Genomic DNA, 23,563 nt, shown 5'->3' on the forward strand with positions numbered 1-23,563 from the left:
ACTCACTAGGGAATAAACATGTGCGCTTTTCGTTCCGCACTCAGCCGTCGCCTTCAAGGGCTCACCTGCGCCTGCTTGATCACCGCTTCACCGCTTTGCCATGCGGATCCGGACACGGACCCATGGGAAGGTTTTAACCGGCCGGTGTTTTCGTTCAACGACACCTTGGACACGTATGCGCTCAAACCCTTGGCTCAAGGTTATCAATTCGTCACCCCCCACCTTGTCCAGGATGGGATTCACAACGTGTTGAACAATCTGGGGGAGGTGAAGAATCTGGCTAACAATCTACTTCAAGCCAAGTTTCATAGCGCCGGCGTCGATACGAGTCGATTTCTGTTCAACAGCACGATTGGCCTGGCGGGTTTGATCGACGTCGCCACGCCGATGGGGTTACAGCGCAGTGATGAGGACTTTGGTCAAACCCTCGGTTACTGGGGGGTCGGTAGCGGCCCGTACCTGGTACTGCCGTTTCTGGGCCCGAGCACACTGCGCGATGCACCGGCAATCCTGCCCGATGCCTACGCCAACCCGATTCGCTACATCGGCGACGTCCCTACGCGTAATAGCCTGTATGGCGCGAGCATCATCGACGGACGTGCTCAATACCTGAAGTCTGAAAAACTCATCACGGGCGACAAGTACAACTTCATCCGAAGTGTCTATCTGCAAACCCGAGCTTTCAAGATCAACGGTGGAGAGGTGCAGGATGACTTTTGATCAGTGGGACGACCCGCATAATGGCCGGTGCCAAGATGAGGCACCGTGACGGGCTTGCTCGCTCTCATGCCGCAAGCCCGCGGTGTCTGTCGTCTGCCAGGGATCGAAATCCCTGGCTGGAAACAGTGCTTTCAACTGGCTTTCGGCTCTCCCTGGCCGATTTGCCAGACATAGGGTGGCTCGTTGCCGTTGATACTCCAGTCACCGACGACCTTCGCCTTGTAGATGAGCGGGTTATGGGACGCAACGGTACGCGCGTTTCGCCAGTGTCGATCCAGGGCTTTATTGACGCTGATGCCTGAGGCGCCGAGCGCATTGAACAGGTCGGTAGCGGCTCGCAGAATGAGGTCAGAGACGACGACCTGTGCTTTCGCCGTTTCGATTTCTGCTGCAATGTTTGCCGTTCGCTCTGCCTCGGGGTTCCCCGAAAAGCGAGCTTCATAGGCTTGCTGCAACGGTCTTGCAGAGCGAAGAGTGGTGGCCTGTGCAGCGTAAACCTGGGCGGAAATTTGGCCCACCACCTGCTGGATCTGGACATCGGCGCTGACGCGGCTGGCATTACCGTGGCTGTAAACGCGTGTGCGCTCGCGGATCTGCTGGGTAATGTCGCGTTCTATCGCCCGACCTGTGCCCGCCAATACGGCAAGCAATACCAGTTGATAGAACGCGGTTTGATATTTAAAACGGTTTTCGAAGGGGATGATGTGTGTAGCGGGAACCGGAACGTTATTGAACACCGAGGTCCCGCTGCCGGTAGTGCGTTGTCCAAAGCCGTCCCAATCATCGCTTAGTTGTACGCCGGCGTGATGGGCATCCACCACTGCAATAACGTCGGCACCATTGTCCGAGCGCTGCGCGTACACATCGATCCAGTCTGAAAACAGACTGCCGGTGCTGTAGTACTTTTTCCCGCTCAACAGAAACTGCGCTCCGTCCGGAATCGCTTTGGTGATGACTTCACCGAGCTTCACAGTCCCTGTTTCTGTCCAGGCGTTACCCACCAGATCGCCTTCAACGAAGCGCCGAAACCATGTGTCGCGTTCGGCCGTCGGGGGCGAATTCAGTTGATCTTCCACGAAGGCAAAATGGCCGCGCAGGGATTGCGGAATATTGGAGTCGGCTTCGGCCAATTCGATTAGCAACTCGAACAGTTGCTCAACAGACGCGCCGGCGCCGCCATATTCCCTGGGCACTCGGACAGCGCCGAACCCGGCCTGTTTGAGCCACTTGATGGGTTCGTATGGGAGAGTACGAGCGTTTTCTCGCTCAACGGTGCCCGCTGCAATGTGCTGGAACAGCGGCCGAAAACGATTAACCAGTGCTTCGTAGTCGGTACCCAGAGAAAGCGGATTGTTCGGCGTGTCAGGCATGGGAAATCCCGTGATGATGAAAGCTGTCCGGTGCTGGCGGCTTTGATACACCCGCTTTGCATGCTCCATGCCGAACGATATCGGGCCGATTATTCTCGGTGAATCCGTTGAATGAGCGGGCACAACTGTTGATGCATCAACAGTTGTGCTGTTTCGCTGGCTGCCCTGCGACAGGGTTTCGCGGCGTGCGGGAAACACAACTGTTTGCCTGGAAACACCTGTTCAGCAAAACGGTGTTTGCCGACAAATCCAAACCCCTTACCCGGTCGTTAACCTGTTGAAATTGCAGTAAATAAACAACTGGCACAGTTGCTGCTATTTCCATGGCAGGAAGGTGGGCACACCGTACTTGGCGACCACGCCGGGCGGCTCCCTTGCTCTATTTGGAGATCGGTAGATGAGTCAGAACGCAATTAAATTCGCATACTGGGTACCTAACGTCAGCGGCGGTTTGGTCGTCAGTAAGATCGAGCAGCGCACCGACTGGGGCATCGAGTACAACCGCAAGCTGGCGCAAATTGCTGAAAAGTCGGGCTTTGAATACGGGCTCACGCAAATCCGTTTCACCGCCGGATACGGCGCCGATAACCAGCATGAGTCTGTTGCGTTCAGCCATGCATTGCTGGCGGCGACCGAGAAACTCAAGGTGATTGCCGCCATCCTTCCCGGGCCCTGGACGCCCGCCGTGGTTGCCAAGCAACTGGCGACGATCGATCAACTCACGGCCGGCCGTGTGGCGATCAACATCGTCAGTGGCTGGTTCAAAGGTGAATTCCAGGCCATTGGCGAACCATGGCTGGAGCATGACGAGCGGTACCGTCGTTCGGAAGAGTTCATCCAGGCGTTGAAAGGCATCTGGACCACAGACAATTTCACCTTCAAGGGCGATTTCTATCGCTTCCACAATTACACACTGCGTCCCAAACCGATTCAGCAGCCCCATCCTGAAATCTTTCAGGGCGGCAGTTCCCGCGCGGCCCGGGACATGGCTGCACGCGTCTCCGACTGGTACTTCACCAATGGCAACACGGTAGAAGGTATCAAGGCGCAGGTGGATGATATTCGGGCGAAGGCAGCGGCCAACGGGCATTCAGTGAAGATCGGGGTCAATGCCTTCATCATCGCCCGCGAAACCGAAGAGCAAGCGCGCGCGGTGCTCCAGGACATCATCGATCAGGCTGACCCTGAAGCCGTGAATGCGTTCGGCGATGCAGCAAAACAGGCCGGTAATGCCAGTCCTGAAGGTGAGGGTAATTGGGCCAAATCCACGTTTGAAGACCTGGTTCAATACAACGACGGGTTTAAAACGAATCTGATTGGAACGCCAAAACAGATTGCGGAGCGCATTGTGGCGTTGAAAGCCGTGGGCGTGGATCTGGTGCTCTCTGCCTTTCTGCACTTTCAGGAGGAAGTGGCGTATTTCGGTGAACACGTACTGCCGCTCGTACGGGAGCTGGAAGCTTCACATCAGACTGTTCCTACTGCTCAAAGCGCCTGAGGTACGGGTTACAAACCATGGCCACTGTCCCCACCGATGTAGTTCAGACCAAGAATCTGAGTCATGTCAGGTTTCCTGTTTGGATGAGTAATGAATCTGCGAGACGGGAAGCCCGCTAAATGAAGCGGCTCCGCGTCGTGCTGGACGACGGGAACCCGCGTGTCGAAGGGGATGCAAAAGGGGATGCCAAGGCTTAAGTGATGGCGCCGATCTGCCACGGCACGAACTCGTTCTGGCCATAGCCATGCTGTTCGCTTTTGCTTTTGTCACCCGAGGCGATGCGCAGCATCATGCGGAAGATGTACTCGCCGCGTTCTTCGATGGTCATGGAGCCGTCGGCGATTCCGCCGCAGTTGACGTCCATGTCTTCTTCCTGGGTTTCCCAGAGACGGCTGTTGGTGGCGAGCTTGATGGACGGCGAGGGCGCACAGCCATACGCCGAACCGCGCCCCGTGGTGAAGGCAATCAGGTTGGCGCCGCCGGCGACCTGGCCAGTGGCGGAGATCGGGTCGTAGCCGGGGGTGTCCATGAACACCAGGCCGTGCGCCCTGACGGTTTCAGCGTATTCGTAGACATCCACCAGATCGGTAGAGCCCGCCTTGGCGACGGCACCCAGGGATTTTTCCAGAATGGTGGTCAAGCCTCCGGCTTTGTTGCCCGCAGAAGGGTTGTTGTTCAGCTCGGCGTCCATTCGCTTGCAATAGGCCTCCCACCAGTGGATACGGGCGATGAGCTTTTCACCGACCGTCTGGCTGACGGCGCGACGGGTCAGCAAGTGTTCGGCGCCGTAGACCTCCGGCGTCTCCGACAGAATCGCGGTGCCGCCCGCCGCCACCAGGCGATCGACCGCATTGCCCAAGGCCGGGTTGGCCGTGATGCCCGAGTAGCCGTCCGATCCACCACATTGCAGGCCGATGATCAGGTGTCTGGCGCTGACCGGTTCGCGTTTGACGTTGTTGGCTTCTGCCAGCAGTGACTTGACTTGCGCGATGCCACTGGCAATGGTCTTCGACGTGCCGCCCGTGCCCTGAATGGTGAACGTGCGCAGCGAATGGCTGCTGGTGAGGCCCTGGGCGGCCAGCAGATCGGGAATCTGGTTGGTCTCGCAACCCAGGCCGATCATCAGCACCGAGGCAAAATTCGGGTGAACGGCATAGCCCCCCAACGTCCTGCGCAACATGGCCAGTGCCTCGCCACCCGGGTCGACGGCGCAGCCGACGCCGTGGGTGAGCGCGACGACGCCGTCGACGTTGGGGTATTCAATCAGCGCCTCAGGGTGAATGTCGCGGCGAAAGTAATCGGCAATCGCCCGCGCCACAGTGGCCGAGCAATTGACCGACGTCAGAATACCGATGTAATTGCGAGTGGCCACACGGCCATCGGCGCGCACGATACCCATGAACGTCTCTGCGGTCGGGGCAGGGCTGCCCTTGGCGTCGACACCGAACGCATAGTCCCGAGAGAAATCCCCCATGGCGACGTTGTGGACGTGGACGTGTTGTCCCGCTTCGATGGGCTGGCTCGCGAAGCCGATAATCTGGCCGTAGCGGCGCACGGGTTGGCCCACGTCGATATGGCGCGCCGCGACTTTGTGACCGGAAGGCACAGGCTCAAGCACCTCGATACCTTCGGCTTGAAGCACCAGACCTTTGACCAGTGGTTGCCGCGCGATCAACACATCGTCCAGCACGTTGAGTCGGATCACGGCATTGGCAGCGGTTGCACTGCCTGTTGTAGTTATGAGCTGCATGACGATTGCCTCGGTTTATTCAGTGAGCGCAATGGGAGTGGAGCATAGGGCAGGTCAGGCCAATCCACGCTCGCGGTAATCGATCAGGCTGGAGAACAGCATCAGCCCGGACGCCATGACGACGAAGAAGATCAGCGCCAGGAAGTACGAACCGGTGTACTGCACGATCAGGCCAATCAGGATGGGCACAATCACGCCGACCATGTTCCCGCAGAAGTTCATGCTGCCGCCCAACACGCCCGCTTTGGACTGGCCGCCGAGGATCGCGGGCAGGCACCAGTACATGCCGCACCAGCGAATGAAAAACAGCGCGACGCACAGCAGCGAGATGACAGCGATGGCGTCGCTGGTATAAGCCACGGCGAGAATGCATAGGGCGGCAATGGCTGCGGAGCCTGCGAACATGCTGCGCATGACGGTGTTGGGTTGCCCGCCGGCCGCTTTCCATTTGTCCGCCACCCAGCCGCCAAACAGTTCGCCGATGAACCCGCACATGAAGATCAGAAAGGTCGCGCCGCCCATGGCCTTGATGTCCAGATTATGGGCCTGGTGCAGGTAGCTCGGCATCCAGGTCAGCAGGCCGTAAAACACGCTGTTGTAGCAAGCGAAGCCCGCGAACATGGCCAGCACGGAACGGCTCTTGAGCAATTCCTTGAGGATCGCCTTGCGCCCGCCCGTGGCTTTTCTGGCCGCCTCATTGGCGTCAGTGATGTAAGTCAGTTCTGCAGCATTGACCTTGGGGTGTTCACTGGGGTGATTTCTGATGTACCACCACGCCCAGACGCCTACGGCCATGGTGCCGACACCCGCGATGACGAATGCGATCCGCCAGGAGCCAAACCAGGTGATCAATCCCGCGATGAGGATGGCGCCCAATGCAGTGCCCAGCGGTGCGCCGCCATCGACGAGGGTCGCACCGCGACCGCGCTCGTTCGGCGTCAGCCAGGCGCCGTTGAGCTTGGCCCCGGCCGGCATGATCGGTGACTCTGCGACGCCCAGACCGATGCGCGTGATGAGCAGCGTGATCCAGTTGTGCGCGCCGCCCGCCAAGGCCTGGAACAGGCCCCAGCCAATGGTGGCTATGCCGACAATGTTGCGGGTCTGAAAACGGTCGAGCAGCATGCCGCCAGGGATTTGCATCAGCGCATACGACCAGAAAAACGCGCTGAGCATCAAACCTTCCAGCGCCGGCGTCATGTTGAAATCAGCGGAGATCAGCGGCAGCGCAACGGACAGCGACGCCCGGTCGATGTAGTTGATGGCCGACAGGAGCAGCAGAAGCAGGAATATCCTCCACCGCACCGTGGTGGGACGGGCGCTCGCGGCACTCATCGAAGCAGCAGGCGTAACGGCCTGTACATTGCCAGTGGTCATGTTCATCTCACTCTTATGTTTATTATGAAATGCATCCCTTGCTAAAGGCCCGATGCAGGGCCTGACCTGTCACAGCGACCTCACGTCTCCAATATTGAACGCAGAAGGCGCGACTTCGATGCTGTTGCACAGCGGCTTTCCGAACTCGTTCATGCTGATCTCGAACCGATCACCCGGCTGAGTTTTGACGTTGTCCGCGACTGAAAGGGTGGCCGTGCCGAAGAAGTGCACATGCACATCACCCGGGCGCAGGAACTGGGTGTACTTGAAGTGGTGGTATTCCAGATTCTCCAGGCTGTGACACATGTTGTCCTCGCCGCTGAGAAACTCTTTTTCCCAGAGCACCTTGCCGTCGCGCCAGATCCGGCTGGTGCCCGCCAGGTGCCGGGGCAACTCACCGACGCGCAGCTCTGGCCCGTAGGCGCAGTTGCGCAGCTTGGAGTGGGCCAGGTACAGGTAATTGCGGCGCTCCATGATATGGTCGGAGAACTCGTTGCCCAAGGCGAAGCCCAGGCGGTGAGGCTTGCCGTCATGGCCGATCACGTAGAGGCCGGTCAGCTCGGGCTCTTCGCCCGCATCCTCGGCGAAGCCCGGCGACTGGAAGGCCTGATTCGGCCGTACCACAATCGAACTGTCGCCCTTGTAGAACCATTCTGGCTGAACGCCCACAGCACCGGCTGCCGGGCGGCCGCCGTCGATGCCCCACTGGAACATCCGCGCGGTGTCCGTCATCTCAGCCTGATTGTCGGCTTTTTCCTGGTGCATCTTGTCGCGAGTCGAAGCGCTTCCCAGGTGGGTAAGACCAGTGCCGCTGATCAGGCAGTGGGCCGGGTCTTCATGGTCCAGTGGCGGCAGGACGCGGCCTGTGTCCAATAGATGGGTATAACTTTCGGCACTCAGTGCGGTGCCCGCGCTCTGGACTTCCTGCTGCAGACTGTGGCCATTGGCAATGGCGGCGAGGGCAAGGGTGCGCGTGCTGGATGTGCCGTTGACCACCTGAATCGAGTCGCCCTCGACCACGCCGACACGACGCTGGCCCGCAGAATCTTCAAACTGGATTAACCGCATGGTGAGGCCTCGGCTTGTTGTTATGGTTGAGGCCACTTTAAATTTCCAGCCTGCTGCTGCCTAATGAGAGTTACGACCCAGGCGATAACCTTTAGGTATACCCATGCTGCCGTCCTTCTCATCCATGGTGTCTCGCCTGCGACTCAAGCAGCTGCGCCTGTTGATTGCCCTCGACGAGCATGGCTCGGTGCGCAAGGCGTCCGAGATCATGGCGCTGTCGCAACCGGGCGCCACCAAGGCGTTGCAGGAAATCGAGACGGTTTTCGGTTCAAGCCTCTTCGAGCGCACGAGCAAGGGTCTGGAGGCCAACGATCTTGGCCGCTGCGTGATTCGTTACGCCCGCTTGATTCACACCGACCTTGAGCACCTCCGCGAAGAAATGGTCGGCATCCTCAAAGGACAAGGCGGGCGCCTGGCGATCGGCACCATCATGGGCGCCGTGCCGACGCTGGTGGACAGCCTGGCGCGACTGCGCGACAAACAACCGGAGTTGTCGATTTCCATCGTCGAAGACACCAGTTCGCGGTTGTTGAGCTTGCTGGATCAGGGAAGGTTGGACGTTGCGATCTGCCGAACCAGCGTGAGCCCGCGTCCGGGCGCTTATCAAACACGCTTCCGCGCACAGGAACCGCTGGTGGTGGTGGCGAATCCGGCGCATCGCCTCGCACATGCTCCGAAGCTGCAGTTGGACGACTTGATGGACAGCCGCTGGGTGGTCTTCCCGGTCAACATGCCCATGCGCCTGACCTTGGAGCGCGAGTTTCGCCAGGTGGGGCTGAGCTTTCCGCTTTACGCGATCGAAACCTCGTCGACCTTCACAACGTTGTCGCTGCTGCTCAAGGATCCGAATCTGGTAGCCGTCATGCCGAACGACGTCGCTCAGATGGCGGTGGAGCACGGTATGTTGGTGAAACTGGCGCTGACGATTCAGTCCACTAGCGAGCCTTATGAGATTGTGACGCGATCGAATGTCGAGTACACGGCGTCGATGGTGTTGCTGATTGAGGAGATGACGGGGGTGGGGTTGAATTCTTCACTCAAGCATTGATCACCGCAGCCGAAGGTAGAGAGCTACAGCAGAGCCTGTGATCATCAACGAACGCCGTCGCTCAAAGTGAGCCCGTGTTCTAAGCAAGTTATAGCCTCAGAGAGCGGCCGGGCGACACACTCCAAGGGCAGGAAATGACACTCATAATGAGACAAGCAGTCGTCACCGATCTCCCGGCCATCTACCGGGGAGAGCAGAGCTATATCCGTTCCTGGGAGCCCGACCACGAGGCTTCCTGGAACTCCCAATTCGAGAAGCACCTGACATGCTGGGTGGAGAATTTCGATCGGCTAAACATAGCTCTTTTGAACGGTCATTTCGCAGGTTACTCACTTTGGACTCGGCAGCCCGAATGCGCTGAGCTTTGCACAATCCATGTAGATTCAAGTTATAGGCGCAGCGGCGTTGGAACAGCGCTGCTGGCAGCGTATGCGCTAGATGCCAAGAGTCAGGACTTTAGTCAGTTGCGCTTGAGTGTGCGAGCAGACAACCCTGCAAGGTTGATGTATGAGCGGTTTGGCTTTGTACACACGGGTACCGGCGCACATGATTATCTTACGTATGAGCGCTGTGCTTGATGCGCCTCGGCTACAGCAACGCTTCAGCCAGAAAGCTGGAGAAACCGGTTGGGTGCAGCCGGTCAGGATTCGAAGCGGAATGGATATACCTAGGCGAATGACTGATTACCGGCGTTCGGCTAACATCGGTCGTATCAAAACGACCTTGGAGATTTAAATGTCCCGCCTTGCTGAATTCCGCAAACTTGAACAACAGCTCGCAGCCCAGCTTGCCGAACTTGAAACCCTGAAAAATGACAGCGGTTTGAAGAAAGAAATCGAATTTGAAACCAAACTGCGTGGCCTGCTCGGTGAGTACGGCTTCAGCTTGAGAGAGATAGTCGGCATTCTCGATCCTCAGGGAACCAGCGGTCGGCCGTCTGCTCCAGTGGCCGCCGAGAAAAAGACACGCAAGGCCCGAGAGATGAAGGTTTATAAAAACCCCCTGACAGGTGAGGTCGTAGAAACCAAGGGCGGCAATCACAAGCTGCTGAAAGCCTGGAAAGGCCAGTTCGGCGACGAGGTTGAGAACTGGTTGGTTAAATAACCCGTTGGAGTTGAAACAGCCGTCGTAAGACGGCTTTTTTATGGCTGCGATTGCGCTCTGACGTGAGCTATGAAGCGTCTGGAGAAGCTTTCAGGGCAGGGCCTACCAAGCCTGCGCGCTTAGTACTCAGCTTGCGAACTTGTAATCACCGCCTTTTTTTACCGCACTGACATAGGCCGGCCGCGCCTGGAACCGGTCGATCCACGCGGAGATGCCTGGGTAGTCGTGCAGCATGCCTTGGGACTTTGCAAACTCGCCAATAAAGCTCATCTGGATATCCGCGCCGCTGATTTCTTCACCCAACAAGTAGGGAGTAAGTTTCAAGGCGGTCTCCAGGTAACCTAGATAGTTGGCCAGTTCAGATTCGATTCGCGGCTGCAGCGGCTTGCCAGCTTCCCCAAGGCGCCCGACATAAAGACTCAACATCAACGGCAGCATGGCCGACCCTTCTGCGAAATGTAGCCATTGCACATATTCGTCATAGGTTGCGGTGGCCGGGTCAGGTTGCAAGCGGCCGTCGCCGTGGCGGCGGATCAGATAATCGACGATAGCCCCGGATTCGATCAGCACATGAGGACCATCCTGAATAACCGGTGATTTGCCCAGCGGGTTTATGGCTTTCAGTTCAGGGGGCGCCAGGTTGGTCTTGGCGTCTCTTTGGTAGTGCTTGATTTCGTAGGGCAGGGCGAGCTCTTCGAGTAGCCAGAGGATGCGCTGCGAGCGGGAATTATTGAGATGGTGAACGATGATCATGAAGATCCCTATGAGATGGAAAGGTGTGTAGGGACAGACTGTTGTGTCGCACTGTGGTTCTAAAAGGTTGCGAAATCAGTAGTCAGTAGCCTTCTCGAAGGCCGTGTCTCGGTCAGGATGGCGACGGGTAGGGGTGGTGGGTGTCATGCGGAGGAATCCAGAGGCTCATCCCCGCTGAACTAATCACTGCGCCCGTCCCCTAATTCTGCGCACGTTGCGCCAATCCCAGGCTGATCCTGGGTCACTCACACACGAAGGTTTGGTGAATCATGAAGAGCGAACAGGTAGAAGGCGTTGTAGAGCAGGTTGCCGGCAAAGCACAGAGCGCAGTAGGGAAACTGTTTGGTGATTCGAAGCTGGAGGCGGAGGGTACTGGTCGCCAGGCTTCTGGTCAGTTGACCCAGGCCTATGGCGATGCGATGGACAGCATCTCTGCGTTTGTTAAAGAGAAACCAGTCGCTGCAGTTGCCATTGGTGGAATTGCTTTGCTGATTCTGGACCGTCTCTTTCGCCGCTGAGTGAAGAGCGAGGGACGCTCCTACAGGGGCCTTCCAGTTCAGTTTAGATATGCCTGCCCCCCGATGACTGCCCGCTAGCAGCTTCGGGGGGAGGAAGGCGTGGACAGGAATGTCCTGAGGCCCACCGTTTGTTTTGCTTACGATGCGAGTGTGCCGGAAGCAACGAGCAACTCATTTAATTCATCTTCACATAACATCTTCGCTGGTTTGCATGGCTCGCGCCGTATCCACTTAGAGGAGTTTCTAGGCGTTAGCTAAATCACACAGCACTAGCGTGCCGGGAAAGTCATCGATTGGTTGCCTGGCGATGCCAACCACATCCCATCCTGACTCGGTCAATTGGGAGCTGAGCGCTAAACCTATCCCTTTGGTAGCACCTGTCACCAATGCAGTTCGGGTGTTGTTCATGCTTACCTTCTTTTCATTCGGCACTAAATATCCTGATAACACAGACCTCTCGGCGAACAAAGTGATGCCATTGTGATCTCATTCGTAGATCTCAACTTCTACGTCTCTCGCTCCCCGGGAAGGGCTTTGTGGCCAAACGGTTCCTCAGTACCTGGATTGTCATGTCTGTGATGTTGTGTCTGACCGGGTGCGCCTGGTTTCGAACAGTTCCTCTAACCGGAGCTTACGGGGAAGGTTTTCATCGTGGCTGCGAAGCTCGTGAGCAGGGTTCGGGCTATGAGGCGCGGGATGCTGACGCCCGGGCTCATCTCCAAGGGCGCTACTGGCAAGGGTGGGGACGCGGTTTCAATTCCTGTCTGTCGCCTTGGGAAAAAGTGCAGCAAGACAAATGGCTGCATGGGGATGACAAAAAATACTGCACCAAGCATCAGAAAAAGCGCGGCCACTGCAAAGAGTAATGAAAGGCGACCGCGCTTCCCGGATAAGTTGCCATGTCGCAGCGCTGACATGTGTTCAGCGTCGGATCGACTGCGACTGATCAACCGGCAGAATTGAGTCGTCGCATTGACTACTCAGACCTGGGGGTTAGGCGTTCCAGGCACATTCGAAGCGATGAGTTCGCGTAGCCACATATGGGCGGGGTCTCGGTGCACTCGCTCCGGCCATAGCATGAGCATTTCAAACCCCGGAATGCTGAGCGGCGGCTCTTGGACAAGGAGGGCCGGCTCATCACGTACCAGCCTTTCAGGCACAACTGCAACAAGATCACTGTGCGCCAATGCGGATAGCAGCGAGTTGAAGTTGGGCACCGACAAGACGACGCGCCGCTCCAGACCTTTGGCAGCAAGTGCCTGGTCAGTGCTGCCTACGAAACCCGCTCCGTTTGGAGACATGACCGCATGCTCAAGCTTGCAGAACGCTTTGAGGCTTAGCCTGGACGCCAACGCCGGGTGATCACACCGCCCGGCCAGCACGTAGCGCTCGTGAACCAATGAGCGCTGGCGTAACTTCGGCGGCGCTTCATCGCGGATATGCAAAGCCAGGTCGAGCCGACCGTTCTCCAGATCATGAGCCAGGTCGGTCGGGTATTTGCTGAGCAGCGCCAATCGAGTGTTTGGCGCAAGGCGCCGCATCGGCCCGAGTGACGGCCATACCAGAGCGGCAGTTGCGTAATCACTGGCGGCCACCTTCCAGGTTTGAGTCGACAGTAAGGGCTCAAAGGCCACAGTGGGGCTGAGCGCGCCTTCTAAAGCCGCGAGTGCTTCGCGCAGCGGTCCACGCAATTCGCGACCCCGCTCTGTGGGCAACATCCCTCGAGGGCCAGGCAGCAACAACGGATCGTTCAGCATCTCTCTGAGACGGCCTAGCTGCAAGCTGACAGTTGGCTGAGCAAGGTTCAGCAATCGCGCCGCTCGGGTGACGTTTTGCTCGGCCAACATCGCGTCCAGCGTGACCAAAAGATTTAGATCCAGCCGATGCAAGCTATTGCTCATGTAAATACCATGTGTTTCGGGAATTCATTTCCAACATAGTAGACCCGACGCTACGGTGAGGCCATCAACCCACTCGGAGCCCGCAATGAAGCTACTTCTAATCTATGCCCACCCCGAACCTCGCTCTCTCAATGGCGCATTGAGAGATTTTGCGGTTGCCCATCTGACAGCCGCAGGGCATGACGTCCGAGTCTCGGATCTCTACCAGATGCGCTGGAAGGCCGCCCTGGACCCGGACGACGCACCCGGCTACGCCAGCGATAAGCCCTTCAACCCGGCGACAGAGTCCCATCGCGTATTTGTCGCCGGTACCCAGCCGGCGGACATCGAGACCGAGCAGGCCAAGTTGCTGTGGGCCGATGCCGTGATCTTCCAGTTTCCCTTGTGGTGGTTTTCCATGCCCGCGATTCTGAAGGGCTGGATTGATCGCGTGTACGCCCATGGTTTTGCCTACGGCGTCGGCGAACACAGCGAAAGCCACTGGGGGGATCGCTACGGCGAGGGAAGCATGGCGGGCAAGCGTGCGATGCTGGTGGTCACGATGGGAGGTTGGGAATCCCACTACAGTGGCCGGGGCGTCAATGGTGCCTTGAATGACGTGCTGTTCCCTATCCAGCACGGTGTGCTTTTCTACCCGGGATTCACTGTGATGCCGCCGTTCCCGATCTATAAAACCAGCAAAACCGACGCCGATCGGTTCGAACAGATATGCGCAGCCTATGCCACTCGGCTGGATAACCTGTTCCTTGACCAGCCTTTGCGGTTTCGCAGGCAAAACGCTGGCGACTATGAAATTCCGGCACTGACGCTCAAGCCACACCTTGCGCCTGATCGGCATGATTTAGGAATCCACCTCCTTGGTGAGGAATAAAGGTAGTCGGACCTGTAGACGCGCGGTGCACGCGAACGACCCGCTCGCCAAGGCGCAGATTAGCTGACAAGCGCCTTGGATTCCGGCCCACGAAGTAACAGCACTGAGCTGACAAATCCCAAAAGCCCTACGCTCCCTAATGCTAACCAGGTCTCGACAGGGGTGCGGTTTAGTATGAGCCAGCTACCCACGTAATAACCGGCGGCGCCGCTGAGCGCCCCCACTGCGCTCATCACTCCGAAGAATGTTCCCTGACTCCCTTCCGTTGCCAATGATGCGGTCATGCTTTCGAGCGTGGGCAACAGGATGGTCTCGACGACTGAATAGGCGACGATAAACAGCAGAAACCATTCGATGCCGCGCAGCATAGCGAGACTGGCGAAGCTAGCTCCCGCCCCCAGATACGCCCAAGTGGTCAGTGATGCAGGATTTACTTTCGTCATCCACCCTTTCGCCAGAATGATAAAGGCGAGGCCGGCCACGCCATTGATGACATAAATGGCGGAAGCGGCATGAGGCCCGGCCAGTTGTCCTGCGTACATTGGAAACGCAACGTAGAGCTGTGGGAACAGGAAAAACCACGGTAATGAAACCACGATCAACCGCCATAGCCCGGCATGTGTGGCGGCCGCCTTCAGGCTTTCAATCATGGACTGCCTTCGGAAGCTCACTGATGATCCGAATTTCGACCGGTGGGCGACGACGCTGAGGGTAATGAACAAAATGGCGCTGACTCCGAAAGCCACACGAATATCAGCCAGGCCCGCAAGACCGCCGACTGTAGGACCCACCACTGCTCCGACGTTCAGCATTTGGTTGTTGGACGCGAAGAGGGCTGAGTGGGATTCTTTGGGTTGCCGGCCGAAGAGGCCATACACGCCACCCTCGTAGCATGCGACACCGGTACCGGCGATCACCGCGAAGACTACCCAGGCGCTCACCCCCTCGAAATAGCTGAAACCCAGAAAGCCCAAGCCTCGCAGCAGGAGGCCCAAGGTGATGACCCTGTGTGAGCCGAACCGATCAGTAATCGCGCCTGCGGCGAGCGGCAACACCTGCGCGGAAAGCAAATTGGCGGACATCACCGACGCGAGTGCGGCAGCACCAAAATGAAGGTTCGCCGACATATACAGCGCCAGCAGTGGGATAGTCATAAAATGGGAGGCATTCATCAGACCCTGCATCCACAGCAATCTGCGGATATCGTGGGGCCAGAACGGTCGTTCGGGCTGCACTTCCTTGATCATGTTGAGGCTCCGTAACCGTCAATCTTATTTTGATGGTTACCTAGATAAATGGCGTTTGCAATAGGAGAGGGCGATGCAACCTCAGCATCAAGCAGCACCGGGGGATCTCGAATACGTTCGACGCTTCATTAACACGTGGTCGATTCCAAACCAGACACGCACGGCAACGGATGACCTGCCGCTGCTTGCAAGGGACGCTGAAAGCTGGCGCGAGGCACTTTCGCTTCATCCTCCGGCCGATAAGAATTCCTTGGAGCAGCTACGGGAGTTGCGCTCGGACTTACGTAAGTCATGCGAGGGACTGGATGAGGCGAATGGTCTGCTGAACGCCTGGTTCTCGCGAGTCTCTCTGTCAGTTCGCGTTAAATCTGTGGAGGAGGGGGCGTCCCAACTCTGTGTGATGCCTGCAGACGGCAGTTACATTGCCTATATTCTTGCGGCGGTAGCCAATGCCATTTCGTCAGGTACATGGTCGCGACTTAAAACGTGTGGCGATTGCCGTTGGGCTTTCTACGACAACACCCGCAACGGTAGCAAGCGTTGGTGTGGCATGACCAAAGGCGGGGTGGATGGCAGGGCTTGCGGGACGATTGCCAAAGTTAGCGCCTTCAGGGCAAGAGCAGCCGCCAGAGCGAAGTCGGATCCGGGCGCACACTAAGTGGCGCGCAGAGGTCCGCCGAATGCTTATTGAGGACCACAAACATTCAAACCGTTTTGTTCGCCGCACACTTCTGCGGCACCATACATTCCAACCGCTAAAAACAGAAAAGCCCGGCGAACCGGGCTCTCTTAAACCGAGCGCTACTTATCGAGCGGCTTTCAGTTTGATCACGTCACCGGATACGGTGGTGGTGTAGCCGTTCAGAACCCATGCCCAGAACCACTTTTCCTGCACTTGAGTGTTAATCAGCGCATCGCCACCTTTGGCCTGGATGGCGTAACTCTGCGCGCGGACAAAACGGTCGTTCTGACGAATCGGGATCAGACCGAAAAGCATCAGGCCAGTGGCGCTTGCCTCACTATGGCCAACGACGGTGTACTGGCTGCTGTCGTATTGCTGGGTCTTCATGGCGGTGCCGGTGCAACCCGCGAGAACCAGACCACATGCTGCAGAAACGATGATTTTGCTGAAGGACTTCACTTACAAACTCCATTGAATAAAGCCCGAATCCAATTATCGAGCGGCGCCACTTTACCCGAACGGATAACACTTACGCACACCTTTAACGCTGATTCGACGCCCTCACTGACTGATGACTGCGGCCGTTCCAAGCGCTTGAATATTTGCAGTTTCAGACAAAGCAAAAGTAACGGTAGCGGAAGGATTAGCGTCAGCAGGGCGCGGATGCTCACTGGCATGTCACCGGTTTGCTCGTCAGGGTTGCCATCACCCGCGAGAAAACTCGCCAGCATCTTGAGCCCGGTACTTGAGAAAGACGTTATGGCCTAACCGACATTTTGAGAAAGAACGAGTCGGCATGACAAGGTGGAGGATGCGTGCGCTCAGATCGCCAAGACCTGGAGAGCGTAAGGTTCGGCATCACACATGCTGGTAAAGGCCAGCTGTCAAGAAGCGGCTGAGCTGATCTACAACGTAAAGTGTTTCATAATTTAACATAATATACATTATGCGAACCCTTAGAACAGCCAAGTGAGGGAAACGTCCTGCGGATCTCGAGGACGATCATCCGTCGAAGGACGGTCAAGCTCTTGACGGCAAGGATCACAAAGAACGTATGCAACACCGGCAGTTGAATAGGATCGGGCAGTCGGTTGTTGAGTGCGGCAACGGTCACAGAGCAAGGTCATTTCAAAACACTCCGACCGCCGCGACTGGTGTCCTCGACCACTGTGAAACGTTGGCCAGAGTTACCGGCAAGAGTGTTACCAAAGGCTGGCCGACCCTGTGGCGGCTCAGCGAGCTGAGACGCCGCCGGGTTCGGCCTTTGATCAGCAAGAGACTTGTTGGGAACTCTACCAAAGTTATCGAGCGGCCACGGACGAACCACATACACGACATCTTGTTTGGACAGCTTGATGCCGTACTCAGTGCGTTCGACGGTCCAGCCGAGCGCAGCAATAGAAGCGCGGTTAAATCGCTCCTTGAGACGGTAAGCAGTATCGAGCACGTCAATCTGGAATTCGAGCCATGGCCGGGTATCACCGTCTACGGGCGTACGCTCAAGAATGGCCGACAAGCGCAGATCGTACTGACTGGCGAACTTATCGAAGTAGTCAATTGGTTCTGCCTTGGTGGCTTGGACAGCAGCGGCGACGGAACCACCCTGAGTCTCAGGCGCCGGGGGTTGTTTAGTTTTAACCTCTGGAGCATCGACAGGCTTGGGCTGAACCTTATCAACGACCTGGCTACTGGTTTGATCGGTGCCTGGGACTTTGGCGACCTCAGTGTGATGGAAGAAGCTCCAGAGGTAATAGAGCGCATAGAACAATATGGCGACAAAGAACAAGCCATAAACTTTATGCTTGGTCTGAAAGATGCCGTAGCGCTTATCCTTGTAATTGTCCTTATTCTGAGTTTCATCGCGGTGAGACTTATAGAGTGGAAAAAACTCCTTCTTGTAAGGCTTCTTGCCTTCAGCAGTGCGCTTAAACCTGTTGCGACCAGCATTGCTATAACTGGCCCAGTGGAAGGAGTCCTCCTTCCCCATCATATCGAGCTTGGTATATCGGGTATAACGCTGAAGACGCTTACGCCATGTGGTGTGAAGCTCAGTCAGGTCCTGACCCATGATGAGAACATCAATACCCAAATGACCGTGCTCAGTAACGAACTTTGCCCAGTCTGCGGGCAACGGCTGACGATCAGGCGGCCAGAACTGGTTAACTTCGTCCCATATCCAGAGCGAGTCAGTGATGGCATGTTTAAGAAATTCTGCCTTCGTCCAGGACACGACAAGGTCTTCGTCCAAATCCTTAGGATGCTCCAAAGTGATGAGCAAACGCTCAACAGTGGGCAATGGAATAACGCAATACTCAGAAATCGCCTTCTTGTTGATGCCATGGATGTTGGTAACAACGGTTCGACCCTTTATGAGCGAGTCTACTATGTGTTGCATGGATTCGAGACTTTTGCCAGAACGTGGCAATCCTTCACTACCGAAAATCATATAACCACGCTGCCCTTACCACTGACCAAGGGTCAGCAATTTACGAGTTAAACGAAAGGCGACACCCAAGCCCAATATTCCAAGAGCCTGACCAATGCCGAACAAGCCAACGAAGTACAAAACGGTATCAGGCAACTGATTAAACAACGCCTGCAAACCATACTGTGTCAGGAATTCAGGTGCAGGGATCATACCGAGCAAATAAAGAACACCATCTAAAAAACCCTGCAATACCTTTAGAGGGAAGTCTAGTATGAAGGCCATGAAGTCCTTAAATAGACCTCCAAGCCATTCAAATATTCTGGCAAACCATTTTAGGATGGCGCCACACCAACTAACTATAGTGGAGATAATCGCTTGCATAGATACCTCAGTCTAGAATGGCCTGACGGAATGCCAGATAAGCGCAAACGATTGAAAAGACAATCTTTGCGTACTGAGCCATCGAAACGAACCATGGCTGACAATAAAAGTCGAAAACCAAGTCATAAGAGAACATCGAAGCGAATACTGCGAAGGACACATTAGTAGACCATGAAGGACAGCCAGCAGAGGCACTAACCGTAAAGAAGCCAGCCACGGACGAGACTATCGGCAATGCTTTAACACGGCTGGCATAACTGTCTAACGCTTTTTCCTTAGTATCCTTTGTCGGCTCATACAACTTCTCGTATTTTGGACCGTCACAGCCATCACCTGCACATGGGGACGGAGTAGCTTTGTCATCAGAATCATCATCAGAGTCATCAGGATCAGCCTCGTCGGAAGGTTGATCTGTAGTGGTTGTTATTTCACCGGGCTTACCATCGGTTGATGATGTGGTGGTACTTGATTTGTTATAGGTAAATGTCGATGGCCCATAAGTAATATCGTATTTATTATTAGTAGTAGTAACAGTAGTTGAAGTGGTACCGTCAGAATTGGCATGAGTGCTGGTTGTAGTGGTAGAGCCAGCATCGACAGTCTTAGGGCCGCGCATATCTAGTTGTTTCTGGCGGAGTTGCTCATAACAGCGATTAGGCGCGAGTGAGCCAACGCATTGTTGTTTCAATAGATCTTGGACAAACTTGGAGTCCTGATTATCAATCCACTGCTCCATAGTTATCCAATCTTGATCAGCTATAGGAACAGGTTTCGAATCATTTGAAATACATGAACCTTTGGAGGATGAGTAAGAACTTGATGCAGGGCAATGGGAACCTGCACGAGCCATCTGCATATCAAACGAACCACCTGAATAAGCGTGATAAGTACAAACGGCACCAGTACCGGTGGAGTCCATAGAAGTAATGGAAGAAGTACCACCACTATCGGCTAAGAAATTACAAAGATCTGTAGCGGAAGAAAACTGTTTATTGGCAAAGGACTGAGAATACCAATAGTACTCACCATTGGCAGGAATGGTTGAGACTGATGCACCATCAACAGGTTTTTGAATTTGACCACCCTCGCCCTGAATCCAACCGATCCCCTTGAGCAACTGGTCTAGAGCCGCGCCAATAACAACAGCCTGAAGCCCTCCTTTGAGCAAATTTTTAGTGCCTGCCTTGATAGTGTTTAAACCGAACTCAGTGCCTCCCAATATTCCACGGACGGGGACATTCTTCGTAGGTGCCGGTATGTACTCACCTTCAATGGCACTACTCATGGTAAGTATTCCGCCGCTAAGACTGGGTGTTCCAGTTTCAACCTGGGTGGAAATGGAAGGGACATTGACCTTTTTGGTAGCAGCTTCTACGGACGGAAAAACGCATAACAGCAGACACCACCACAAACAAGACCGCCAAACGCAGCTATAACCAGCCATATCATGAGTCACCAAATTAATTGAGAGAAAAAAAAGGGCTCCCCGCGGGGAACCCTCGGTGCAGCAGGACGCCAATTAGAAGAAGCTGGCAACCTTGTTCACAGCCCACTTGGCGAAGTTCGGGCCGATCTTCACTACGCCCATGGAAACGATTGCAGCGATGGCCGTTGCACCGGCAATACCGCCGATCATGGTGCTGAAGTCGATGTCGTTGCCAGCGGCGAAAGTCATCGGTGCGGCGACAGTTGCGGCGACGGAAGTTGCAACAGCAGCTTGGGTTTTGGACATGGTGAACAGTGCTTTCAGTTGTTTCATAGTTCTTCTACCTGTGACGTACTTGAGAAAAAGCCGGAGACTTCTCCGACAGTAGAGGCAACGGCGGCCAAGAAAAGTACCAGACCGAACGTTGTTCCAAATGCGAGCCCGAATGCGGCGGGTTCCGGGTAAGCAAACAGGCCCGCAATTGTCATTGACCCGGCAAAGTCTGCCGGAGTCTGCAAAACATACCCTGTGCAGTCACCTGAGAACTCACCTTGAGCGACCAGACGGTTATCAGAGTCGAGGACTACACAGAGCGGCAGCATGATTAAGCGTCCCCAGCGGCAGCGAGGCAGGCGCTACAGGCGTAATCATCGGCGCGGTAATTCTCCAGCGCGTTAGCCAGGTCGTCGTCAAACAACTGTTGGCCGCAAATCATGCAATCAGGCTGGTAATCGATTTGCTCATCAGAGTCAGACATAACGACCTCGGGGTTTAAACAGCGGCGGCTTTGCCGGAGTTAACGGTGTGAAGTGGAGGAACATTCTTATGGCGGCCTTGACGGGGGTCGCAAGTGAACTCAAGGCGACCGTCGCGAACATCGGCGATCACATCGCACTCATAAGTACCGGCACGCGGAGCTTCCTGGGGGGTCTGAGCATAGAAGGAAGTCTTCTGCGGATAGGGAACATTCGGAAGATGCACAAACGCCTCATACATGCAGTAAGGGTTGCCTTTGCCAGAAGTGCCGGAGCGTTGATTGCCAGTTACTTCAACTAGGAGTGTCATGGTCATGATAAAGCCCTTTTACAGAGTGGGAAGACGGGAACTTATGCCCGACTTACTGAATGCCCAGCTGGGCGGTTTAACTTTGGCATCTCGACGAAAAGTTGCGAGAGTGCGCTTGGTGGAATTGCGTTTAACCTGTGAAGCTGCAACAGCCTGGAGGAAAGAACGCATAATGCTGTTAACGACAGCATCACGGTCAATGAGGCCAGTATCAAGATCGGCAATTTGCATCTCCACGGAAAAACGGAGGTTCTGGTAATCAACGCGATCCATTAGAATCCCATCCATTCAGCAAAACAGTAAGTGCCCTTCTCTTCACGATCTTTAAACCAGATGCGTTCAGGCTTAATACCCTGTTCTTTGCGATCCTCAATAGCCTTGATAGTGTCATCGACAGATTGAGCAAGTACCGGGTTCATAAATGCGCGAACTTGCTGACGCTGCTCAATCTGACGTCGCTGACCAGGAGAAAGCTGTGAGCCCTGAAAGCTAACAGTTCTCATGCTGCAACCTTAAGATGATTAGGACGCTGATACCACATCGGCACGGGAAGTGAAGATTTGCTAACTTCGCGGCATTGGCGAACAAACACGGGTGCAAAGCGGCTGGTATCACAAGCATTACGAATGTTGATACCTATTTGATTGAGCTTTGCAGCGTGCTCGTTAACTTGTCTTTTTTTGAAATCAAACTGAGCGCCGGTCATCCACTCTAGTGCATAGCTGGCCGTAGTGCGTGCAGAGCGCAGAGTATCACAAACGCCCTCGGCCAAAAGCTGCTGACTAATGCTGACAATATCCATGGCAGTCACCTTCAATTTCTCATCGATTTTTAAAAACTCACTGTGGAGTTCGCCAAGACGGCTTTCATTAAATAAGCCCCAATAACAGAGGCACTCACGCTGGAGGTATTCGCTTTTAAGTTCCTGCTCCATTCGAACAACGCCTTGTTCAGAGCAATAATTACGGACTTTAGTTACATACGCGTATTCAGAAGACAATTCGCCATATAGGCGTTTAATTTTGGGGAGAAGGTTTTGATCCATCTCGAAAGCTTTATCATAAGCTTTTCTATATTGAAGACGACCGCCCTGACCATTACCCTTTGGAGTCCATGCAACAGTACGACCATTAGGGTAAAGAAAACCGATTGAGTGGCCTATGCGCTGACTGGATACGCCACGCAAGTAAGCGAGAACGTTACCAGTTCCAAGCGCAAAGTTTGTAGTCAGGTCAATTCGTTCGATTTTTGCACCGTCGGCAACGCGATCGCCAGACTTAGCGCCTGACGCGCCCTGACGCAATTCAATGCGAGTGCAACGGGTGAAAGGAGGAAGCCCGTATTCACGCAAGAGCGCGTTGTAAACGGAAATACATTGTTCGATGGAAGTGAAACCGAAGAGGTTATCAAGGCGGCCTACTCTGCTTGGGTTGCCCTCGACACGAACCTTGCGACCTTGGACGTGGATTGTCACAGAAGTGGAATGACTGGCTTCGTGCTTGAATCGAGGCTGACGTGTGCTGAGAACTTCATTCGTGTTGGCATCGATTGTGAGCGTGAACACGTCACAGACGACAGGAAGGTCGTGGTCGTGCTCCTGAGAAACGGAAAGCCAATCGATGATCATGCAGAACGTCCTTACACATGCACACAAGTAACATAGGACGCGAATCTACACATGTGGAACTGCACACGTCAATACTTGTCTGCGTGCACACATGTATTATGAGGAGGATATTTGATGAACGGTGATGGCATGGCCACGAACGTAAGACTGACGACAGCGGAGCAGGAAGCAATCCGGCAAAAAGCTATAGAATTCAACAAGATACTGATCAGGCAGGGAAAGCAGCCGCTTCGAGACAGTGAGCTAGTACACAAAATCCTAGAAAAATCAGTGCCTTGCGCTCGACTTACAGACAGTGGTGAAGTGTTTATCGATTGCGAGTGATGCCTGAAATTGCGGTAATCCGCATGAAAGTGGGGGTGTAACAGCACCCCCACCCTCCTCGGCTCGGCGATCGCCAAAGAGCAAGACAGCAAAAGCACGTCAAAAGCCCCTCCGGGGGTCCTACCGGAAGTCTCTCGGCGAGGGCCAGGGATGCGGGAGGAAAAGCGCCTCCCACACCCCAGGCAGAGAGTGAGGGGATTGGGGCTGGTAAAGGGAGCGCTTCGCTCCGGGACTCCGTTTGGCGCGACGGTGAAGCGCGTCACGACAAGCCGGGGTCGCGGCCCTTGACCTGAGCAAATAAGGTAACGGTATTCTGTTACCAGAAAGGCGACGAGCGGCGTATTTATAGTAACGTTACCGGTATCTTATTATTGGTAACGTTACTATAATAGATCCATGGAAACCAAA

24 protein-coding genes and 1 pseudogene are annotated in these 23,563 nt (G+C 55.3%); 8 read left to right on the plus strand and 17 right to left on the minus strand.

Annotation, left to right across the window (positions count from 1 at the left end; all coding sequences use genetic code 11):
• Positions 1 to 18: 18 nt before the first annotated feature.
• Entirely contained in the window at positions 19 to 720 is a 702-nt protein-coding gene (locus ABEH28_RS14530) for a VacJ family lipoprotein (RefSeq protein ID WP_346630325.1), read from the plus strand.
• A gap of 131 nt (positions 721 to 851) precedes the next feature.
• Here the strand turns inward: ABEH28_RS14530 and ABEH28_RS14535 are convergent, their stop codons facing one another.
• Positions 852 to 2,090, minus strand: coding sequence for an acyl-CoA dehydrogenase family protein (locus ABEH28_RS14535; RefSeq protein ID WP_346630500.1), 1,239 nt, complete (start codon positions 2,088 to 2,090; stop codon positions 852 to 854).
• A 397-nt stretch (positions 2,091 to 2,487) separates the two neighbouring features.
• On the opposite strand from ABEH28_RS14535, the gene sfnG reads away from it, so the two are divergent.
• Positions 2,488 to 3,588: a dimethylsulfone monooxygenase SfnG gene (gene sfnG, locus ABEH28_RS14540; protein WP_346630326.1), complete on the plus strand. Its 1,101-nt coding sequence runs from the start codon at positions 2,488 to 2,490 to the stop codon at positions 3,586 to 3,588.
• A gap of 193 nt (positions 3,589 to 3,781) precedes the next feature.
• Here the strand turns inward: sfnG and ABEH28_RS14545 are convergent, their stop codons facing one another.
• From ABEH28_RS14545 to araD1, 3 genes are all read right to left on the minus strand, one after another.
• Positions 3,782 to 5,338 (minus strand): altronate dehydratase family protein, encoded by a 1,557-nt coding sequence (locus ABEH28_RS14545; protein ID WP_346630327.1) that lies wholly within the window; start codon positions 5,336 to 5,338, stop codon positions 3,782 to 3,784.
• Positions 5,339 to 5,392: 54 nt separating this feature from the next.
• The gene (locus ABEH28_RS14550; RefSeq protein WP_346630328.1) at positions 5,393 to 6,712 is read right to left on the minus strand and encodes an MFS transporter; all 1,320 of its coding nucleotides are present in this window, start codon (positions 6,710 to 6,712) and stop codon (positions 5,393 to 5,395) included.
• A gap of 69 nt (positions 6,713 to 6,781) precedes the next feature.
• Entirely contained in the window at positions 6,782 to 7,780 is a 999-nt protein-coding gene (gene araD1 / locus ABEH28_RS14555) for an AraD1 family protein (RefSeq protein ID WP_346630329.1), read from the minus strand.
• Between the two features lie 103 nt (positions 7,781 to 7,883).
• Here araD1 and ABEH28_RS14560 point away from each other — a divergent pair, with 103 nt between their 5' ends.
• The 3 genes from ABEH28_RS14560 (at position 7,884) to ABEH28_RS14570 (ending at position 9,932) form a co-directional block, all read left to right on the plus strand.
• Positions 7,884 to 8,828 (plus strand): LysR family transcriptional regulator, encoded by a 945-nt coding sequence (locus ABEH28_RS14560; RefSeq protein WP_346630330.1) that lies wholly within the window; start codon positions 7,884 to 7,886, stop codon positions 8,826 to 8,828.
• Between the two features lie 146 nt (positions 8,829 to 8,974).
• Positions 8,975 to 9,406, plus strand: coding sequence for a GNAT family N-acetyltransferase (locus ABEH28_RS14565; RefSeq protein WP_346630331.1), 432 nt, complete (start codon positions 8,975 to 8,977; stop codon positions 9,404 to 9,406).
• A 157-nt stretch (positions 9,407 to 9,563) separates the two neighbouring features.
• Entirely contained in the window at positions 9,564 to 9,932 is a 369-nt protein-coding gene (locus tag ABEH28_RS14570) for a histone-like nucleoid-structuring protein, MvaT/MvaU family (RefSeq protein WP_192174709.1), read from the plus strand.
• A gap of 126 nt (positions 9,933 to 10,058) precedes the next feature.
• Here ABEH28_RS14570 and ABEH28_RS14575 read toward each other — a convergent pair whose 3' ends face one another.
• Complete coding sequence (locus ABEH28_RS14575) at positions 10,059 to 10,685, minus strand: glutathione S-transferase (protein ID WP_282367843.1); 627 nt, start codon at positions 10,683 to 10,685, stop codon at positions 10,059 to 10,061.
• 269 nt (positions 10,686 to 10,954) lie between these two features.
• Here ABEH28_RS14575 and ABEH28_RS14580 point away from each other — a divergent pair, with 269 nt between their 5' ends.
• Positions 10,955 to 11,203, plus strand: coding sequence for a CsbD family protein (locus ABEH28_RS14580; protein ID WP_133775252.1), 249 nt, complete (start codon positions 10,955 to 10,957; stop codon positions 11,201 to 11,203).
• Between the two features lie 221 nt (positions 11,204 to 11,424).
• Here the strand turns inward: ABEH28_RS14580 and ABEH28_RS14585 are convergent.
• Positions 11,425 to 11,611: pseudogene (locus tag ABEH28_RS14585) on the minus strand (SDR family NAD(P)-dependent oxidoreductase); the annotation flags it as partial.
• A gap of 572 nt (positions 11,612 to 12,183) precedes the next feature.
• A complete protein-coding gene (locus ABEH28_RS14590; RefSeq protein WP_346630332.1) occupies positions 12,184 to 13,104 on the minus strand; it encodes a LysR family transcriptional regulator in 921 nt (306 codons plus the stop codon).
• Between the two features lie 85 nt (positions 13,105 to 13,189).
• Between ABEH28_RS14590 and ABEH28_RS14595 the strand changes: the two genes are divergently transcribed.
• Positions 13,190 to 13,975, plus strand: coding sequence for an NAD(P)H-dependent oxidoreductase (locus ABEH28_RS14595; RefSeq protein WP_346630333.1), 786 nt, complete (start codon positions 13,190 to 13,192; stop codon positions 13,973 to 13,975).
• A gap of 59 nt (positions 13,976 to 14,034) precedes the next feature.
• Here the strand turns inward: ABEH28_RS14595 and ABEH28_RS14600 are convergent, their stop codons facing one another.
• Positions 14,035 to 15,222, minus strand: coding sequence for an MFS transporter (locus ABEH28_RS14600; RefSeq protein WP_346630334.1), 1,188 nt, complete (start codon positions 15,220 to 15,222; stop codon positions 14,035 to 14,037).
• Positions 15,223 to 15,295: 73 nt separating this feature from the next.
• On the opposite strand from ABEH28_RS14600, the gene ABEH28_RS14605 reads away from it, so the two are divergent.
• Positions 15,296 to 15,880: a CGNR zinc finger domain-containing protein gene (locus ABEH28_RS14605; RefSeq protein WP_346630335.1), complete on the plus strand. Its 585-nt coding sequence runs from the start codon at positions 15,296 to 15,298 to the stop codon at positions 15,878 to 15,880.
• 147 nt (positions 15,881 to 16,027) lie between these two features.
• Here the strand turns inward: ABEH28_RS14605 and ABEH28_RS14610 are convergent, their stop codons facing one another.
• The 9 genes from ABEH28_RS14610 to ABEH28_RS14650 all read right to left on the minus strand — a co-directional run bounded on the left by ABEH28_RS14610 (position 16,028) and on the right by ABEH28_RS14650 (position 22,831).
• Complete coding sequence (locus ABEH28_RS14610) at positions 16,028 to 16,363, minus strand: hypothetical protein (protein ID WP_282367849.1); 336 nt, start codon at positions 16,361 to 16,363, stop codon at positions 16,028 to 16,030.
• 664 nt (positions 16,364 to 17,027) lie between these two features.
• Positions 17,028 to 18,350, minus strand: a complete 1,323-nt coding sequence (locus ABEH28_RS14615) for a zonular occludens toxin domain-containing protein (RefSeq protein WP_346630336.1) — start codon at positions 18,348 to 18,350, stop codon at positions 17,028 to 17,030.
• A 15-nt stretch (positions 18,351 to 18,365) separates the two neighbouring features.
• Positions 18,366 to 18,713, minus strand: coding sequence for a DUF2523 family protein (locus ABEH28_RS14620; RefSeq protein WP_346630337.1), 348 nt, complete (start codon positions 18,711 to 18,713; stop codon positions 18,366 to 18,368).
• A 7-nt stretch (positions 18,714 to 18,720) separates the two neighbouring features.
• Positions 18,721 to 19,998, minus strand: a complete 1,278-nt coding sequence (locus ABEH28_RS14625; protein ID WP_346630338.1) for a hypothetical protein — start codon at positions 19,996 to 19,998, stop codon at positions 18,721 to 18,723.
• A gap of 234 nt (positions 19,999 to 20,232) precedes the next feature.
• Positions 20,233 to 20,472, minus strand: coding sequence for a hypothetical protein (locus ABEH28_RS14630; protein ID WP_346630339.1), 240 nt, complete (start codon positions 20,470 to 20,472; stop codon positions 20,233 to 20,235).
• A gap of 271 nt (positions 20,473 to 20,743) precedes the next feature.
• Entirely contained in the window at positions 20,744 to 20,896 is a 153-nt protein-coding gene (locus ABEH28_RS14635) for a hypothetical protein (protein WP_192174722.1), read from the minus strand.
• A 14-nt stretch (positions 20,897 to 20,910) separates the two neighbouring features.
• Positions 20,911 to 21,210, minus strand: a complete 300-nt coding sequence (locus ABEH28_RS14640) for a propanediol utilization protein (protein ID WP_346630340.1) — start codon at positions 21,208 to 21,210, stop codon at positions 20,911 to 20,913.
• 266 nt (positions 21,211 to 21,476) lie between these two features.
• A complete protein-coding gene (locus tag ABEH28_RS14645) occupies positions 21,477 to 21,707 on the minus strand; it encodes a hypothetical protein (RefSeq protein WP_346630341.1) in 231 nt (76 codons plus the stop codon).
• Complete coding sequence (locus ABEH28_RS14650; RefSeq protein ID WP_346630342.1) at positions 21,704 to 22,831, minus strand: phage/plasmid replication protein; 1,128 nt, start codon at positions 22,829 to 22,831, stop codon at positions 21,704 to 21,706. The genes ABEH28_RS14645 and ABEH28_RS14650 overlap by 4 nt, the downstream gene beginning before the upstream one ends.
• Positions 22,832 to 23,563 lie beyond the last annotated feature (732 nt).

Source organism: Pseudomonas sp. Ps21-P2 (genome assembly GCF_039672565.1).
Taxonomy (GTDB): domain Bacteria; phylum Pseudomonadota; class Gammaproteobacteria; order Pseudomonadales; family Pseudomonadaceae; genus Aquipseudomonas.

Excerpts from the sequence above, each read along its gene's own strand:
- ABEH28_RS14560 (WP_346630330.1), top strand. The coding sequence starts at position 7,884 with ATGCTGCCGTCCTTCTCATCCATGGTGTCTCGCCTGCGACTCAAGCAG.
- ABEH28_RS14590 (WP_346630332.1), bottom strand. The coding sequence starts at position 13,104 with ATGAGCAATAGCTTGCATCGGCTGGATCTAAATCTTTTGGTCACGCTG.
- ABEH28_RS14635 (WP_192174722.1), bottom strand. The coding sequence starts at position 20,896 with ATGTCTGACTCTGATGAGCAAATCGATTACCAGCCTGATTGCATGATT.
- ABEH28_RS14595 (WP_346630333.1), top strand. The coding sequence starts at position 13,190 with ATGAAGCTACTTCTAATCTATGCCCACCCCGAACCTCGCTCTCTCAAT.
- ABEH28_RS14550 (WP_346630328.1), bottom strand. The coding sequence starts at position 6,712 with ATGACCACTGGCAATGTACAGGCCGTTACGCCTGCTGCTTCGATGAGT.
- ABEH28_RS14600 (WP_346630334.1), bottom strand. The coding sequence starts at position 15,222 with ATGATCAAGGAAGTGCAGCCCGAACGACCGTTCTGGCCCCACGATATC.
- ABEH28_RS14640 (WP_346630340.1), bottom strand. The coding sequence starts at position 21,210 with ATGACCATGACACTCCTAGTTGAAGTAACTGGCAATCAACGCTCCGGC.
- araD1 (WP_346630329.1), bottom strand. The coding sequence starts at position 7,780 with ATGCGGTTAATCCAGTTTGAAGATTCTGCGGGCCAGCGTCGTGTCGGC.
- ABEH28_RS14615 (WP_346630336.1), bottom strand. The coding sequence starts at position 18,350 with ATGATTTTCGGTAGTGAAGGATTGCCACGTTCTGGCAAAAGTCTCGAA.
- ABEH28_RS14575 (WP_282367843.1), bottom strand. The coding sequence starts at position 10,685 with ATGATCATCGTTCACCATCTCAATAATTCCCGCTCGCAGCGCATCCTC.
- ABEH28_RS14570 (WP_192174709.1), top strand. The coding sequence starts at position 9,564 with ATGTCCCGCCTTGCTGAATTCCGCAAACTTGAACAACAGCTCGCAGCC.
- ABEH28_RS14580 (WP_133775252.1), top strand. The coding sequence starts at position 10,955 with ATGAAGAGCGAACAGGTAGAAGGCGTTGTAGAGCAGGTTGCCGGCAAA.
- ABEH28_RS14625 (WP_346630338.1), bottom strand. The coding sequence starts at position 19,998 with ATGAGTAGTGCCATTGAAGGTGAGTACATACCGGCACCTACGAAGAAT.
- ABEH28_RS14605 (WP_346630335.1), top strand. The coding sequence starts at position 15,296 with ATGCAACCTCAGCATCAAGCAGCACCGGGGGATCTCGAATACGTTCGA.
- ABEH28_RS14545 (WP_346630327.1), bottom strand. The coding sequence starts at position 5,338 with ATGCAGCTCATAACTACAACAGGCAGTGCAACCGCTGCCAATGCCGTG.
- ABEH28_RS14645 (WP_346630341.1), bottom strand. The coding sequence starts at position 21,707 with ATGAGAACTGTTAGCTTTCAGGGCTCACAGCTTTCTCCTGGTCAGCGA.
- ABEH28_RS14650 (WP_346630342.1), bottom strand. The coding sequence starts at position 22,831 with ATGATCATCGATTGGCTTTCCGTTTCTCAGGAGCACGACCACGACCTT.
- sfnG (WP_346630326.1), top strand. The coding sequence starts at position 2,488 with ATGAGTCAGAACGCAATTAAATTCGCATACTGGGTACCTAACGTCAGC.
- ABEH28_RS14565 (WP_346630331.1), top strand. The coding sequence starts at position 8,975 with ATGAGACAAGCAGTCGTCACCGATCTCCCGGCCATCTACCGGGGAGAG.
- ABEH28_RS14630 (WP_346630339.1), bottom strand. The coding sequence starts at position 20,472 with ATGAAACAACTGAAAGCACTGTTCACCATGTCCAAAACCCAAGCTGCT.
- ABEH28_RS14535 (WP_346630500.1), bottom strand. The coding sequence starts at position 2,090 with ATGCCTGACACGCCGAACAATCCGCTTTCTCTGGGTACCGACTACGAA.
- ABEH28_RS14620 (WP_346630337.1), bottom strand. The coding sequence starts at position 18,713 with ATGCAAGCGATTATCTCCACTATAGTTAGTTGGTGTGGCGCCATCCTA.
- ABEH28_RS14530 (WP_346630325.1), top strand. The coding sequence starts at position 19 with ATGTGCGCTTTTCGTTCCGCACTCAGCCGTCGCCTTCAAGGGCTCACC.